The sequence below is a fragment of the Pseudomonas sp. FSL R10-1350 genome (genome assembly GCF_009600525.1).
Classification (GTDB): Bacteria; Pseudomonadota; Gammaproteobacteria; order Pseudomonadales; family Pseudomonadaceae; genus Aquipseudomonas; species Aquipseudomonas helleri.
This window is the reverse complement of sequence record NZ_WIVR01000057.1, coordinates 1-14,539: the sequence shown is the minus strand read 5'-3', so window position 1 is coordinate 14,539 and position 14,539 is coordinate 1. Positions and strand designations below refer to the sequence as shown.

The window sequence follows — 14,539 nt, the reverse complement described above, 5'->3', positions numbered from 1 at the left end:
CTTGGGCTTCAAAAGTGCAACTCTTGCGCTGAACGCTTGCCAAGTTCTGAAACGGGACGGCAAGGTAACTCCAACAAGTCATAACCACTGTTTTTCCCGGCAGGACGCTCGGGCAACTGGTAATCCACCTGACACTGTTGATCCCGCTCTTTACCCCACTCGACACGGATCGTTCCTTGATCTTTTTCGGATCGAATAACCAATCGGCTACCCTGCCCTACAGCTCCGATGGTTTCGCCAGTCTGGACGTCGATAGCCGTTGCGGCGAAAGGCAGGCGATCACCATTGACCAACCTGCTATTGATGAGCACTGGCCGCGCACGCAGGGTTGGATAATCAAGCATCACCACCGCCCCGGCACGCGGGACCACACTGCGCGAGCTGACCTTGAGCTCTACGTCATCAGGCATGCCATTAGGGTCAATATCGACGTTATTCACCTGATAAGGCGTCAGGCTGTTCAACACTGCGTAGCCACGGCTATCAACAGTGGTCACGCCATAACCGACTTGTGCGCCCTGCGCATCTGGCGCTCGAATCACCCCAATGGTTTCACCTAGACTTTGGGATAACGTCACACCACCGGGGTGAGCAATAATGGCCCCTGAGGCACTCAAGGAACCTTGTTGGTAGTCACGGCCACGCGAAACGCTTGCGCCCAGCGAAACCTTAGGTAAGCGATAGTTAAGACTGGCGTTATTAGATACGTCATGGTTTTGACCGTCGCGCGCGACTGATAACGCGTACGCTCCCTGACCAGACTCATCGATAACGCCTGATAAGCCAGAGGACAGGTGGGTCCCCGAGTAGTTATCGCGGCTTGCAAAACTAGTGAGCGTCGTTCCTCTATTAGGCTCGCGACCCAATGGAATGGAGACACTTAAACTGACCATGGTGTTGGCGTTACTACCCGCTCCGCTTGCCCAGTAATCTGCGCCACCTTGTGTGCGCTGCGCCGCAAGGGTGTAGGTATTACCACGCCATTGATTGCTATAGCCCAAAGAAAAACTCTGAGTCTGGCTGCTCTGATTCCAATACTTAATCGATGAGCCACTCAGGTAGAGACTGCCGCCGAATTCACCGAATCGTTGGCTGATGTTCATATCCAGACGGCTGCGCGTACGTGCATAGTCGGCAGCTTTGAGCGGGTCGCGCGCGATCACATCTTGTAAGGCAACAGCGTCACGCAACCCCAAGTACCCGGAGGTGGAGTAGCGATAAGCAAGCAGTGAAAAGTTCGTACCACTGGCTGGAAGATTTTTACTGTAAGACAGCCGCACACTTGAGCCTTGCTGGCGCTGGTCGTTACTCAGCTCAGTCTTGGCCAACGTCAGATCAACGGCAAAGCCTCCAATGGGAGTATTAAGCGCCGTGCCCAACATGCCGGACATATAGTCACGGGTCAGCGCGCTTCCTCCGTAAGCTGTCAACTCGTTATCCAAGCCGTGTTGAACAGTACCTTGCAGCATGAAAGGTTGTGTGCCTTGTATGCTTTTATCTATCACTTGCCCGGCAGTTGCGCTGTAGCGAGTACGCCCAGGCCGAAGTAACTGTACGGTGGTCGCAAAGGGCACCATGAAGGAACTTTTCTGACCGTTTGCTTCGGTGACTGTGACTTGCAAATCACCACCAAAACTAGCCGCTTGCAGATCACTGATTTCAAAGGGACCAGGCGCTACTGTCGTCTCATAAACAAGATAGCCGCGCTGATAAATCGTCACCCTTGCATTTGAACTGGCCGTTCCTCGCACTACCGGCGCATAGAAACGCTGACGTTGTGGCAACATGCGATCGTCGCTCTCGACTTGAACGCCACGAAACGAGATGGCATCAAAAAATTCACCACTGGTCGAACTCTCACCCGCCAGTAACTGCGCATTTAATTTCGTCAGATCGGTTTGTGCATAAATATTACCTCGCTGATAACGCTCCCCCGTTTTAGGCGACCATACGAGGCTACCTGTGTGCCGAAAGCGCACACTGGCGAGGTTCAGCCCCATGTTCAGGCCTGCATAACCATTGGTATAACGCACCCTCCTACTACTAGAGGTCGATAAATTAGTGTCGTAACTAAGTTGAGCGGCTATTACACCCTGATCCCATAAAGAGGGATCGACATCTTTGTTTGATGAGTCCCGAGACAAATAATACTCGGGCACAACTATATTCAGTGATTGCTCTGCAATATCAACTTTCACAGAGGCACCAGGAACATAATCTGCCAGGTTTTCACACACTAAACCTTCTGGCAGAGGGGAGCGCACAGTTGCACTACGCACTAGGTCAATGCCCACACGCTCGAGCAAAGCCCGGTCATAACACACGTGAGCATTTTGTTGCCCGTGGACGTTTCGCAGCTCAATATTCTGCACGCCCCGCCAGTGACCGTTGACCAACATATCAAGACGGTAGCGACCCGCTAAAATGAGGTTTGCTTTCTCAAAGCGAGAAGTATCAATTCCCCCTCCGTTAGATCCTTGGACCAACATTTGCGAGTCAAAAATAATGTCTTCAGGATCAACTTCGGGCTTTAGCATGGGTTCACCTTTTGCCACAGCCGGCATCTGCGCATCAGAAGGTCCAGCGTGAACCAACATAAGAAAAAACATGACCGTCACGAGCATGCCTAACATGGGTTTACGCACACAACGATGCTTTCCCCTAACGCACAGAAATGTCGTCGAGCCTGTGATAGCAGGTCGAAGCAAAAGGCCTATCAACATACTCAGTATCCAGAGTTCGCTCTTGCGCTAAGAGGTAACGAGTGCATTTCTCAATCAAACAACTATTCAGTTAACGGTTTTTCTAATACCCGCCGACCACCATAGTCGTTAATGACTTCGTACTGAACCAATGCCTTCTGATATGAAGCGGGAATAGGGAGAGACAAGGTAAACAGAGCCTTACCAAATGGCTCGACTATTCCTGTACCGGCGGGCGTTAACGTAGTTTTAAACTGCGCCCCAATGTGCCCAAAAGACACGTAATAAGGAGAGGGATTTGTCACCTCCAAAAGAGAATTACTTTTGCCTTTGCCTGCCCCGTTACGAATAAGTTTCCACGTGAGTGAATCCGCGGCTCCGGAAGCATCCGGACTCAGTGTACCGGGACGAAAAAAAAGCTTAATGCGTGTACGGAAGGAGAACTGCAAAACAGTATCATCAACGGAACTGCGAGGCGGCATTTCTAAAACGTTTAACCAAAATAACGACTCGCGGTCTGTCGGCAACTGAGGTTGTGTGGAGCTGATACGCAAGACTGCTGTGCTTCCCGAATCGACTCGCGTCACCGCCGGAGCCACGATAAAGGGAACTTGCAAATTTTCTGGCAGCGCGTCAGATTGCCCATCATCCACCCAACTTTGAACTAATACAGGAGCGACACTAACGTTATTAATTCTTAATGTGACCTCACGACTCTTTTCCGGAAAGACAACCCGTGTGCCCTGCACAATAATAGCGCCTTGAGCAACGTTGACTAAAAGCCCCATAAAGATGGCGCCGATGACAAAGGCATAAGAACATTTTATCGGCGCCATGGCCTACCTCCTATCCAATACTATTACTGATAGGAAAGGGTGTATCGAACATGCGAAATACCTGAGCCTGGTGTAACGCTGGCAGCAGTAGACACATATGATGCCTTATAAGACAACGTCGCCTTATTATCTGCAATGGTGGCAACTTGAGGCACTGCTTCAGCTTCGCCTAAAGGGATTTTCGAACCGCCCGGTGTGTCGTTGAATACTTGAATCTGTACACCTGTGGCAGAAGAGGTGCCAGTGAGTTTCAAGTTCCCAGTAACCGAATCAACATTACCTACTTGATCAAAAGCGATGGAAACCTTACTGTCGTTTGTGCACGACGCTCCCGAAAGTTGAAGTTTAAAAGGCACAAAGCTCGATGCCGTACCAATACTTGTAAAAGTACTAGGAGACACCCTACCCAAATCAACGTTAGTAATATTACCTTCACCAGGACCTTTGCCATTGATATCGCAGGTGACATCAGTAATGCTACCCGAGAAATTCACAACACCATCAACAGCATAAGACAACGAAGGAGCCATCAGAACCAAAACCGAACCAGCAGCCATGCATTTTTTTAGCGACATGATTTTCATTTAACTTCCTTTTTACATTATCCGAGTCAAAAATAATCCATTAGCTCGCTCCAACCCAAGACCAAACATTGTCGGAGCTCGCAAAGCCCTAATACCCAGCACACCCGAGAAAGAGCTAAATAACAATACAACTCCATTGGACCAAACACATTAAGACTCCACCGAATGAACATTCAGATAGTACTCAATCTGGCTTCAGATACTTCTGACCCTGCACCAAGGCAAACTAAAATCAGCTATCTCATCCTAAAATAATAATAACTATCGACGACGGCCCACGACTTATGGCACATTCACGCGCCTGCGCTTTCTGAAATAGCTCATGTCACACCACTCAGGCATTAAAAGGACGTTTGCCAATGGGTAATATTGTTATTGTTGATGATCATCCGTTGGTGCGTATGGCACTTCGGTGCCTGCTGGAACAACATGGGCACAGCATAATGGCGGAAGTGGACAATGGTCTTGAGGCAATTCAGTGTGCACGCACCTGTCAACCAGACATCGTCATACTTGATCTCGACATTCCAAAGCTGGATGGACTTGCCGTAATGTCACACCTGATGGCCAATCATTTCTCAGTCAAAATACTTATCCTCACCTCCAGCGCTCCCGAAAATTTCGCAGCCAGGTGCTTGAAGGCGGGTGCCAGCGGTTTTATGAGTAAACTCGATGCGTTAGATGAAGTGGTTGATGCCGTCAAGGCGCTAATGAGCGGCCGTACATTCTTCCCACAGAGCGCACTCCAGGCGCTGCAGGAAAGCTTTCCTTTAGAGCACACCAACACACCCACAAAGCTAGTACTGACCAACAGAGAAACAACTGTACTGCGTTTACTTGGACAGGGCAAAAACAATCAAGAAGTAGCAGCGGAACTATTTATCAGCCATAAAACTGTTAGCACCTATAAAGTCCGACTATTGAAAAAATTCAACACCACTCACTTGGTGGCAATGGTCGACGCTGCTCGACGAATGAACTTTATTTAATTCATACCCAGCAGGCATGCCAGCCCTGTGACATCATGGCTTTTTATCGCTAAAAAATTTTAATTTTCCTCAGCTATCAAAACTGCAAGCGACTTATCTAATTGACAGATTAGCCACTTAATCCGCTTAGATAACTCGACCAGCACCACCCACGATTCATTTACGCAAGCGCTCTCCATAAAACCACAATGTTTAACGAGAGATTCATATTTGAATACACCGGCCGAGCCCAAAATCTTATGTGCACACTTGGCCACCCATATTCTGTCTCTTGCGTCGACTGCTGCCAGCAATACGTCGACATCAGACCTATTGACGCTGCGTACTTGCTGAATAAACATTAATAACCTACCCCGATCACCCCGAGCCAAGTATTTAACGGCACTGACGGCACACTCTGCTCCCTTGAAACCTGCTACCAAGCGCTTTGAATCGCCCATACCATCAGGAAATATAACATCATGATATTGAGCGTACCGAAAAAAAGAATCCATACAAACCTCCGCTTAAGCCTACTAAAATTACATTTCAGAGAGTGTTCAACCCAGCCAACAAACACTCAATATCTGCTCCCGTATTTTTACAGAAAATACTCAGCACCTAATTATTATTCATTAATAAACAAAATAGAATCAGCGGTTTCTGAAATTCGAAAAACTTAAGTATGCGAGCATCTACGACCCTAAAGCCCAACAGCCATAGCCCAAGCGGCATAGGGCTTATCACCAAACTTCATATACATTCTGATACCCCCCACTCAACACACTGGCCATTCCCAACTTGTTGTTTAGATGGATGAATATTAATTTACCAAAGCCAGAATGAGGCAACACAAGCAGGCAGAAGGTGGCCCAATGGTCTTGAGCAGCATTGAGGTGTGAATCCTCGTCCGATCGAAACGACAAATAGCCAAATAACGCCGTGTCATACCTCGGCTAGTACGCGCAGGGCGTTGTATTGATTGGATTCGGTAATGAGAAAGGCTGAAACGAGCGCAGGTGCTTGGGAGTGTGATAACAATGCAGACCCACAGGCGGGGGCACCCGACCACCTATATAGCCTCACGCTCAAGCTACGACCCAATGTAGCAGGCTCACAAATGGGAAACTGCAACCGCCGTAAGGATCTGCACCGGGCGACTCCAGGGGCTGAAGTTATTTGAGAAGCACTCTAGTGCTGCTCGGTACGCCCTCATGGGCGTCGCACAGGTCTCTGGATGCGCCGCCAGGACTCAAGTTGTTCGTTTTACGCCTGCTTAGACGCTCAAGACGAGACTTACAGCCGCGCTTCACTCCACTGGCTGTGGCCAGCTTACGGCAGGTCTGTCGCCACGAGATTGCGTATACGCTGGACACAGAAATGCAAAAAGCCCCGTAGCTTATTCAGCTACGGGGCTTTTCTATGTAATGGCGGAGAGATAGGGATTCGAACCCTAGGTACTGTCGCCAGTACAACGGATTTCGAATCCGTCCCATTCGGCCACTCTGGCATCTCTCCAACGGCGCGCATCATAACAACGCTTTTGATTTCAGGCAAAGCCTTTTTTCAAAAAAATCGCGTGCTATCAGTTGCTTGCGCGCTTTTACAGCTTAAAGCGGGACGCCGAGACGGTTTGCAACTTCTTCGTAGGCTTCAATAACGTCGCCCAGGCCCTGACGGAAACGGTCTTTGTCCATTTTCTTGCCAGTGGCTTTGTCCCACAGACGGCAGCCGTCCGGGCTGAATTCGTCGCCCAGGACGATGGTGCCGTCGTGGAATACGCCGAATTCAAGTTTGAAGTCGACCAGCAGCAAGCCAGCGTCATCGAACAGTTTGTTCAGCACGTCGTTAACTTTGAGCGACAGTTCTTTCATGCGAACCAGTTGCTCAGCTGTGCCCCAACCGAATGCCACTACGTGGGATTCGTTGATGAACGGGTCGCCCTTGGCGTCGTCCTTGAGGAACAGTTCGAAGGTGTAAGGGTTGAGCTTCATGCCCTCTTCAACACCCAGACGCTTGACCAGGCTGCCTGCCGCGTAGTTACGCACAACGCATTCAACCGGGATCATGTCGAGCTTTTTAACCAGGCATTCGTTGTCGCCCAGCAGTTTGTCGAATTGCGTCGGCACGCCGGCGGCTTCGAGTTTCTGCATGATGAAGGCGTTGAACTTGTTGTTCACCATGCCTTTACGATCGAGCTGCTCGATACGCTTGCCATCAAATGCTGAGGTGTCGTTGCGAAACAACAGGATCAAGCGGTTTTCGTCGTCAGTCTTGTAAACCGATTTCGCTTTACCGCGATAGAGTTCTTCACGTTTTTCCATGATGGGCTCCGCATGCTAAGTAGGTGGGCTAGGCGATTGTGCGCCAGTCGAGCCCTGAATCTTGATCCGCCAGTTGCAGCCAGTCCGGGTCGCACCCAAGGGTGTCGACGAAACATTGTCGGGCCAGCTGCGGCAGGTTGTTCTTGCTGCTGAGGTGGGCCAGCACCAGGTGTTGCAGGTCTTTCCAGCCCAACTCGGCCACCAGGTTTGCGGCCTGATGGTTGTTCAAATGTCCTTCCTGACCACCCACTCGCTGCTTGAGAAAGTAGGGGTAGTGACCACGGGCCAGCAGGTCGCGGCAATGGTTAGCCTCGATCATCAGTGCATCCAGATCGCGGTAGCTGTGCAGCACGCCCGAGCAATAGGAACCCAGGTCGGTCAACAAGCCAAAGCGCCGCTGACCATCACTGAACACATATTGGGTGGGCTCCTGAGCATCATGTGCCACACGGGTCACACTGATGGTCAGGGCGCCGATCTGCAGCGTCTCACCATCTGCCACGAAACCGGCCGGCTCCAGTGGTTTGCGCATCCCGCGCTGAGTGCCACGGCTCATATACACCGGCAAATTGTAGCGCCGAGACAGCAAACCCACGCCATGCACGTGATCGGCATGTTCGTGGGTTACCAGAATCGCGCTCAGTTGGTGTGGGCTGACGCCTAACCGAACCAGGCGGCGCTCGGTTTCTCGCAACGAGAAACCGCAATCGACCAATACATAGGTGCTGTCGCTGGCTATCAGCGTGCCATTCCCTTGGCTACCACTGCCGAGAACGGCAAAACGCATAAAATTAGCCCAGGTTGTCTTGAATCTCGCTCAACACTTTGCGCGCCACTTCTGGCGATGCGCTCTTGTTGATGTTCTCTTCAACCGTCACTTGTACGCTGTCGCCGACCTTGCTCAGGCGAACCTGATAACGCTGGGCACGGGCTTCAACTTCTTCCTTGCTCGGCTTGCCACCAAAGAGACCGGAGAAGAAACCAGGTTTCTCGTCCTTCTTCTCGGCTTTTTCCGCCAGGTTGATGTAGTACAGGCCCAATGTGCGGTTGATGTCTTCAACGCGCCAATCGCCTTGCTCAAGTGCACGACCGACACTGGACCAGGCACGGTCGAGGTCTTCGGTGAGGCTCAGAACAGGGTTGCCGCTGCCGTCTTCGCTCAAGGTGACACGCGCCGGGGTATCGAAGTCACGGGCTGCCAGCAACGACACCGAACCGCCCTTCTCGGCGCTGCGGCTCATGCTGATCAGCATTTCGTCAACCAGGCCCGCATCCAGACCGGTGTTCACCGAGTTCTGAGTGAAATCAACATTGGCGGTGCTGCCTGCCGGGCGGTTGGCGCTGACCACGTAGATTTCGCTGGTGTTGCGCTGCACGCCTGGCTCGATGCGCACCCGCAGACGGGTTTCGCTGTCGACAGCCAAGCCGCTGCTGGTCACGTGACGGGCAATCGGTGAGGACAATTCGCCAGCCTGCTGCCAAGCGGTGGTGAACTCGCCGGTTTGTGGGCGCTGCTCATCGATACGGAAGCCGTTGTCCTGGAAGAATTGCATCGCAACCGACCACACCTCGGACGGCACGTGCTGCGCCAACACCCAACGGCTGTCGCCGGTTTTTTGCAGGCTGTAGTCGCCGGAGCTGGTAATCGCCGCCAAAGGTTGTGGACGTGGCACGACAAACTCGCCCTTGACGTTGTCATCCGGCACGTTGGCCGGAATCGGCAACAACGGCACCAAGCGCTTGTCAGTGACAACGCCCGGCGGCAGTTTCATCGGTGCAGTTTCTTGAGCTTGCAAATAGTCGCTGCCACGGTCCCGGAAGTACCCATCTGGGCCCCACAGCCAACCGCAGCCGCTGGTGCTTGAAATAATCACGGCTAGTGCGGAAAGTCCGGCCAATCGCTTCATGCGTAATGCTTCCTCAATTAAACCAGGACGCCGGACTGGCGCATGGCCTGCCGCAGCGGTTCGTGACAGGCTTCGCTGAGCCAGGTGAGCGGCAGACGGATACCGTCCGGCATCAAGCCCATCTCATGCAGCGCCCACTTCACGGGGATCGGGTTGGATTCGATAAACAGGGTTTTATTGAGCGGCATCAGTTTTTCGTGAATCTTGCGGGCCGTGTCAGCATCGCCACGCATCGCAGCGGCGCACAGGTCGCTCATGTCACGCGGGGCAACGTTGGCGGTCACCGAGATGTTGCCTTTGCCGCCGAGCAGCATCAGCTCTACAGCCGTGGCGTCATCACCGGAGTACACCAGGAAATCGCTGCTTACATGGTCCAGGATGGCGCGCACTCGGCTCAGGTCGCCGGTGGCTTCCTTGATGCCGATGATGTTATTCACTGTCGACAGGCGCACCACGGTTTCTGGCAGCATGTCGCACGCCGTACGGCCCGGAACGTTGTAGAGGATCTGCGGGATATCAACCGCTTCGGCGATGGCCTTGAAGTGCTGATACAAGCCTTCTTGGGTCGGCTTGTTGTAATACGGCGTCACCAGCAGGCAAGCATCTGCGCCCGCGGTCTTCGCGTTGGAGGTCAGTTCGATCGCTTCACGTGTCGAGTTGGCGCCTGTGCCGGCAATCACCGGAATACGCCCCGCCACCTGTTTGACGACGTAACGAATCACTTCGATGTGTTCGTTCACATCCAGAGTTGCTGATTCACCTGTGGTGCCAACGGCAACAATGGCGTTGGTGCCCTCTTGCAGGTGAAAGTCCACCAGTTTGCTCAGAGCGTCCCAATCAAGACGTCCTTGTGCATCCATAGGTGTGACCAGTGCCACCATACTGCCCGCAATCATGCAACCGCTCCTGCCGGAAAAAGAGAGCCGTAATGGTACTGGCGCCATGACCCTTGCACAAGCAACAGCGCGCCTCATGAGCATTCCCCTTAGCGTTGCTTTTCGCTACCCTTCATCCTTTGATTGGTACTGATGTGTGCGAACGTCTGTTTTACGGGCCTTTATGTCAGCATTTCACACCCTGCCCCCACGCCACAGAACGCAGTTTGCCGCGTGTGCAAATTGCCTGAAACGGCCTGCTGGCGGGCTTGTGCTGTTTATAAAGGGCCTGATTTTCGACTCGCACGTCATCGACCGTACTGACCGCTCATCGTTTTAGGAAGGCTGCATGTCCACCCCCACAGTCCGCGAACAATTCCTTGTCATCAGTGCACTCGGCGCCAATCCCATGGAGCTGACTAACGTCCTGTGCCGGGCCAGCCATGAAAATCGCTGCGCGGTGGTGACCTCTCGTCTGACTCGCCACGGCGAATGCAGCGCGCTGGTACTGGAAATTTCTGGCAGCTGGGACGCCCTGGCCCGCCTTGAGGCCGGCCTGCCCTCCCTGGCCAAACGCCACGCGTTCAACGTCAATGTTGTGCGCAGCGCGGCACTTGAGACTCGCCCGCAAGCACTGCCGTACGTGGCTTATGTCAGTTCGGCCTACCGCTCGGACATCATCAACGAGCTGTGCCAGTTCTTCATGGACCACAACGTAGAACTCGAAAACCTGACCTGCGACACCTATCAGGCCCCGCAAACCGGCGGCACCATGCTCAACGCCACGTTCACCGTGACCTTGCCGCCCGGTGTGCAAATCAGTTGGCTGCGCGACCAGTTCCTGGATTTCGCCGATGCCCTGAACCTCGACGCGCTGATCGAACCGTGGCGCCCACAGAACCCGATGTAAGGAAGGAACCCCTCATGGCCGTTGCACTTGACCAACCCGTAAGCGACTTCCAGATCCCGGCGACCGGCGAGAAAACCGTTAGCCTGTCGGCCCTTAAAGGCAAACAGGTGGTGATTTACTTCTACCCCAAAGACAGCACGCCAGGCTGCACCACTGAAGGCCAAGGCTTTCGTGACCACTACGCCGAGTTCCAGGCAGCCAACACCGAAGTGTTTGGCGTATCACGGGACAGCCTAAAGTCTCACGAGAACTTCAAGGCCAAGCAGGCGTTTCCGTTTGAGCTGCTGAGCGACAAGGACGAAGCCCTGTGCCAGCTGTTTGACGTGATCAAGCTGAAAAAGCTCTACGGCAAGGAATACCTGGGCGTGGATCGCAGCACCTTCCTGATCGACAAGGACGGCGTCCTGCGTCACGAATGGCGCGGCGTTAAAGTGCCAGGGCATGTTGAAGCGGTGCTGGAACAGGCTAAGCAACTGAACCAGGCCTGACCCGGTACGCATGACCTGGGATCTACACCCTGTGGGAGCGGGCTTGCTCGCGATGCCGACAACTCGGTCTATCTAATACACCGTGTTGGCCCAATCGCGAGCAAGCCCGTTCCCACATGCTCGCTCCTACACGATCAAATCGTTTTACTGACGCACCAACCGCAGGTTGTTGAATTCGACCGTTTCGGTACTGCGGTACGGGTTGATGTCCAGTCCGCCACGGCGCACGTAGCGCGCATATACGGTCAATTTCTCGGGTTTGAGCAAACGCTGCAAATCGAGAAAAATCCGCTCGACACACTGCTCATGGAAGTCTGAGTGCTGGCGAAAGCTCACCAGATACGCCAACAAACTGGCGTGATCCAGCGCTGCACCACGGTACTCCACCACCACGGTGCCCCAGTCTGGCTGGCTGGTGACCGGGCAGTTGGACTTGAGCAAGTGGCTGTACACGCTCTCCTCCACAACCTGCGCCGGGTCGCACTTGAGCAACTCAGGACGCGGGTGCGCGTAATCGCTGACCGTAATGTCCAGATCATCAATGCATACACCCGGCAAAACGCCGACGCCATCTGCTTGAACGTCATTCAAGCTGCGCACGCGCACGCTCACAGGCTTACCAGAAGCAGCTGACAAATCAGCCTGCAAGGTGGCTTCCAGGGTTTGCGTGTCGGCAAACACGGTCTGGTTCAGCGAGTTCAGGTACAGCTTGAAAGACTTGGACTCAACGATGTTCGGCGAATCGGCAGCAAAGGCGAATTCGCCAATGGCCACCACGGGCTTGCCCGAAGGCAACAGCCACGACAGTTCGAAGCAGTTCCAGAAGTCCACTCCCACATAAGGCAGCGTGTCGGCGCTCAGCCCAAGCTCCGCCCATTTCGCCGCACGCGGGATCGGGAACAGCAAGGACGGGGTGTAGGTACTGATGTATTCACTGGACTTGCCCAGCGGCGAATGTTCGGCTGCGGGATGCATGACAAAAACCTGGCTAGAAAAACCCGGCAATTCTACAGGCTTTCAGCCCCCGCAGACGATCAGACCGATTTAAGGTGCAACTTTCAGCTGCCCCACCATGCCCGCCTGATAATGCCCGGGCACATTGCAGGCAAATTCCAGGTTGTCGGTGTTGCTAAAGGTCCAGGTCAGTTCGGCCGTTTTACCCGGCTCCACCAGCACGCTGTTAGGGTCATCATGCTTCATGCCCGGCATGTTCATCCCGCCATGCCCCATCGCCGAGTGGTCCATACCTGCGTGATTAATGCCGGTGGGCGTCAACATGCCGCTCTGCTGCATGTCGAGCATCTCTTTTTGATGCGCCGAGTGCATGGCCGCGTGCCCCAGGTTGAATTCGTGCAGCAATTGGCCTTTATTGACCAGCACAAATCGCACGGTCTCGCCGGCTTTTACATCCAGCGTCTTGGGGTTAAAGGCAATGTCGGTCATGTCGACTTCCACCGTACGCGTGGCACTGGCGGCAGGCGCCGGATGACCAAAGTCAAAGTGCTCACCCGGCGAGGCCATGACCGGCAAGCTCAGCGCCAGCAAACAACCCGCGAGAGACAAACGCTTGTGTACCGTCATACTTACCTCCAAAAACGTGCAGTCAGTCTTTGCACCACCTTAAAGCGGCGCGACTGGCATTCAACTGACCGCCAGATTACAACTTTGTAAGCTTGACCCTACGAACAAATCCGCCCTGTATAAGGCTGAGGTGAATTTTGTGATGAGTTGCCCATGAAACTGCTGATTGTCGAAGACCAGGCCAAAACCGGCCAATACCTGCGCCAAGGCTTGAGCGAGGCAGGCTTTACCACCGAACTGGCCACTGACGGCATCACCGGCCAGCATTTGGCCCTGACGGGCGATTACTCGCTGTTGATTCTCGATGTAATGCTGCCTGGTCGCGACGGCTGGCAGATCTTGCAGGCGGTACGCAGCGCCGGGCTGGATATTCCCGTGCTGTTCTTGACCGCCCGCGATGCCGTAGAAGACCGCGTGCATGGCCTGGAGCTGGGGGCCGATGATTATCTGGTCAAACCGTTCGCTTTTTCCGAGCTGCTGGCCCGGGTGCGCAGCCTGTTACGGCGCGGCAGCAGCACCACTCAAGAGACCAGCCTGCAATTGGCCGACTTGCGCCTGGACCTGATCCGCCGCCGCGTCGAGCGCGCCGGTCAGCGCATCGACCTCACCGCCAAAGAGTTTTCATTGCTGGAGTTACTGTTGCGCCGCCAGGGCGAAGTGCTGCCCAAATCGTTGATTGCCTCGCAAGTGTGGGACATGAACTTCGACAGCGACACCAACGTGATCGAAGTGGCGATCCGCCGCCTGCGCCTGAAAATCGACGACAACCATGAACACAAGTTGATCCATACCGTGCGCGGCATGGGTTACGTGCTTGAAGAGCGCGCCCACTGATGCGGCGTCTGTCACTGAGCACTCGCCTGGCCCTGCTGTTTGCCGGCTGCACGGCGGTTGTCTCGTTGTTTGCCGGGGTGCTGTTTGGCCGCGCCAGCGAGATGCACTTCGTCGAGCTTGATCAACAACTGATGGAAAGCCGCCTCGCGGTCTTGCGCAGCACGCTGCATGGCGTGGACTCCCTCGACACGTTCAAGCAACGCTTGCCGGTACTGCTGCAAGACCTCAACCATCAGCCCGACCTGGCGGTGCGAGTGCGCGGCCCGGACGGGCACCCCTGGTTTGACAGCTCGACGCGCTTGCCGCTGGAACTGCCTACACAGCCGGGGCTGGGCAGCCTGCAGATCAATGGCACCGATTACCGCGTCCTCAACCCTCGAACTGACAACCCTGATGCGCCGCAACTGACGTTATTGCTCGACATCACCCATCACCAGCACTTTCTGCAACGCATGCAGCACTTGATCTGGATGACGGTCGGGCTTTCGGCGCTGGCCACCGCCCTGCTCGGCGCTTGGGCGGCCCGTAGC

14 protein-coding genes, 1 tRNA gene and 1 pseudogene are annotated in these 14,539 nt (G+C 54.1%); 5 read left to right on the top strand and 11 right to left on the bottom strand.

Features of this window, described 5'->3' with window-relative positions; translation table 11 throughout:
* Positions 1–8 precede the first annotated feature (8 nt).
* The 3 genes from GHO25_RS20290 to GHO25_RS20280 form a co-directional block, all read right to left on the bottom strand.
* Positions 9–2,645 carry a fimbria/pilus outer membrane usher protein gene (locus GHO25_RS20290; protein ID WP_372240953.1) on the bottom strand — a complete coding sequence of 879 codons (2,637 nt, stop codon included), beginning with the start codon at positions 2,643–2,645 and terminating at the stop codon, positions 9–11.
* Between the two features lie 140 nt (positions 2,646–2,785).
* Positions 2,786–3,538, bottom strand: a complete 753-nt coding sequence (locus tag GHO25_RS20285) for a molecular chaperone (RefSeq protein ID WP_153391995.1) — start codon at positions 3,536–3,538, stop codon at positions 2,786–2,788.
* Between the two features lie 23 nt (positions 3,539–3,561).
* Complete coding sequence (locus GHO25_RS20280) at positions 3,562–4,122, bottom strand: fimbrial protein (RefSeq protein WP_153391993.1); 561 nt, start codon at positions 4,120–4,122, stop codon at positions 3,562–3,564.
* Between the two features lie 359 nt (positions 4,123–4,481).
* On the opposite strand from GHO25_RS20280, the gene GHO25_RS20275 reads away from it, so the two are divergent.
* Positions 4,482–5,111 carry a response regulator transcription factor gene (locus GHO25_RS20275; RefSeq protein WP_153391991.1) on the top strand — a complete coding sequence of 210 codons (630 nt, stop codon included), beginning with the start codon at positions 4,482–4,484 and terminating at the stop codon, positions 5,109–5,111.
* Positions 5,112–5,170: 59 nt separating this feature from the next.
* On the opposite strand, the gene GHO25_RS20270 is transcribed toward GHO25_RS20275, so the two are convergent.
* The 6 genes from GHO25_RS20270 to dapA form a co-directional block, all read right to left on the bottom strand.
* Entirely contained in the window at positions 5,171–5,605 is a 435-nt protein-coding gene (locus GHO25_RS20270) for a hypothetical protein (protein WP_153391989.1), read from the bottom strand.
* Between the two features lie 913 nt (positions 5,606–6,518).
* Positions 6,519–6,608, bottom strand: a tRNA-Ser gene (locus tag GHO25_RS20265).
* Positions 6,609–6,700: 92 nt separating this feature from the next.
* Positions 6,701–7,414 carry a phosphoribosylaminoimidazolesuccinocarboxamide synthase gene (purC, locus tag GHO25_RS20260; protein ID WP_048368685.1) on the bottom strand — a complete coding sequence of 238 codons (714 nt, stop codon included), beginning with the start codon at positions 7,412–7,414 and terminating at the stop codon, positions 6,701–6,703.
* Positions 7,415–7,442: 28 nt separating this feature from the next.
* Complete coding sequence (locus GHO25_RS20255; protein ID WP_153329610.1) at positions 7,443–8,201, bottom strand: MBL fold metallo-hydrolase; 759 nt, start codon at positions 8,199–8,201, stop codon at positions 7,443–7,445.
* A 4-nt stretch (positions 8,202–8,205) separates the two neighbouring features.
* Positions 8,206–9,321: an outer membrane protein assembly factor BamC gene (bamC, locus tag GHO25_RS20250; protein ID WP_153391987.1), complete on the bottom strand. Its 1,116-nt coding sequence runs from the start codon at positions 9,319–9,321 to the stop codon at positions 8,206–8,208.
* Positions 9,322–9,338: 17 nt separating this feature from the next.
* Complete coding sequence (gene dapA, locus GHO25_RS20245) at positions 9,339–10,217, bottom strand: 4-hydroxy-tetrahydrodipicolinate synthase (RefSeq protein WP_153391985.1); 879 nt, start codon at positions 10,215–10,217, stop codon at positions 9,339–9,341.
* 328 nt (positions 10,218–10,545) lie between these two features.
* Here dapA and GHO25_RS20240 point away from each other — a divergent pair, with 328 nt between their 5' ends.
* Both GHO25_RS20240 and GHO25_RS20235 read left to right on the top strand, forming a co-directional pair.
* Positions 10,546–11,106 (top strand): glycine cleavage system protein R, encoded by a 561-nt coding sequence (locus GHO25_RS20240; protein WP_048368689.1) that lies wholly within the window; start codon positions 10,546–10,548, stop codon positions 11,104–11,106.
* Between the two features lie 14 nt (positions 11,107–11,120).
* A complete protein-coding gene (locus GHO25_RS20235) occupies positions 11,121–11,594 on the top strand; it encodes a peroxiredoxin (protein WP_123750256.1) in 474 nt (157 codons plus the stop codon).
* A 144-nt stretch (positions 11,595–11,738) separates the two neighbouring features.
* Here the strand turns inward: GHO25_RS20235 and queF are convergent, their stop codons facing one another.
* Positions 11,739–12,569, bottom strand: coding sequence for an NADPH-dependent 7-cyano-7-deazaguanine reductase QueF (gene queF / locus GHO25_RS20230; protein WP_153391983.1), 831 nt, complete (start codon positions 12,567–12,569; stop codon positions 11,739–11,741).
* 69 nt (positions 12,570–12,638) lie between these two features.
* Positions 12,639–13,175 (bottom strand): plastocyanin/azurin family copper-binding protein, encoded by a 537-nt coding sequence (locus GHO25_RS20225; RefSeq protein ID WP_048389305.1) that lies wholly within the window; start codon positions 13,173–13,175, stop codon positions 12,639–12,641.
* A gap of 153 nt (positions 13,176–13,328) precedes the next feature.
* On the opposite strand from GHO25_RS20225, the gene GHO25_RS20220 reads away from it, so the two are divergent.
* Positions 13,329–14,009, top strand: coding sequence for a heavy metal response regulator transcription factor (locus GHO25_RS20220; RefSeq protein WP_048368693.1), 681 nt, complete (start codon positions 13,329–13,331; stop codon positions 14,007–14,009).
* Positions 14,009–14,539 (top strand): annotated as a pseudogene (locus GHO25_RS20215) (two-component sensor histidine kinase); the annotation flags it as partial. The gene GHO25_RS20220 and the pseudogene GHO25_RS20215, both read left to right, overlap by 1 nt.

Excerpts from the sequence above, each read along its gene's own strand:
- GHO25_RS20285 (WP_153391995.1), bottom strand. The coding sequence starts at position 3,538 with ATGGCGCCGATAAAATGTTCTTATGCCTTTGTCATCGGCGCCATCTTT.
- GHO25_RS20280 (WP_153391993.1), bottom strand. The coding sequence starts at position 4,122 with ATGAAAATCATGTCGCTAAAAAAATGCATGGCTGCTGGTTCGGTTTTG.
- GHO25_RS20275 (WP_153391991.1), top strand. The coding sequence starts at position 4,482 with ATGGGTAATATTGTTATTGTTGATGATCATCCGTTGGTGCGTATGGCA.
- GHO25_RS20270 (WP_153391989.1), bottom strand. The coding sequence starts at position 5,605 with ATGGATTCTTTTTTTCGGTACGCTCAATATCATGATGTTATATTTCCT.
- purC (WP_048368685.1), bottom strand. The coding sequence starts at position 7,414 with ATGGAAAAACGTGAAGAACTCTATCGCGGTAAAGCGAAATCGGTTTAC.
- GHO25_RS20255 (WP_153329610.1), bottom strand. The coding sequence starts at position 8,201 with ATGCGTTTTGCCGTTCTCGGCAGTGGTAGCCAAGGGAATGGCACGCTG.
- bamC (WP_153391987.1), bottom strand. The coding sequence starts at position 9,321 with ATGAAGCGATTGGCCGGACTTTCCGCACTAGCCGTGATTATTTCAAGC.
- dapA (WP_153391985.1), bottom strand. The coding sequence starts at position 10,217 with ATGATTGCGGGCAGTATGGTGGCACTGGTCACACCTATGGATGCACAA.
- GHO25_RS20240 (WP_048368689.1), top strand. The coding sequence starts at position 10,546 with ATGTCCACCCCCACAGTCCGCGAACAATTCCTTGTCATCAGTGCACTC.
- GHO25_RS20235 (WP_123750256.1), top strand. The coding sequence starts at position 11,121 with ATGGCCGTTGCACTTGACCAACCCGTAAGCGACTTCCAGATCCCGGCG.
- queF (WP_153391983.1), bottom strand. The coding sequence starts at position 12,569 with ATGCATCCCGCAGCCGAACATTCGCCGCTGGGCAAGTCCAGTGAATAC.
- GHO25_RS20225 (WP_048389305.1), bottom strand. The coding sequence starts at position 13,175 with ATGACGGTACACAAGCGTTTGTCTCTCGCGGGTTGTTTGCTGGCGCTG.
- GHO25_RS20220 (WP_048368693.1), top strand. The coding sequence starts at position 13,329 with ATGAAACTGCTGATTGTCGAAGACCAGGCCAAAACCGGCCAATACCTG.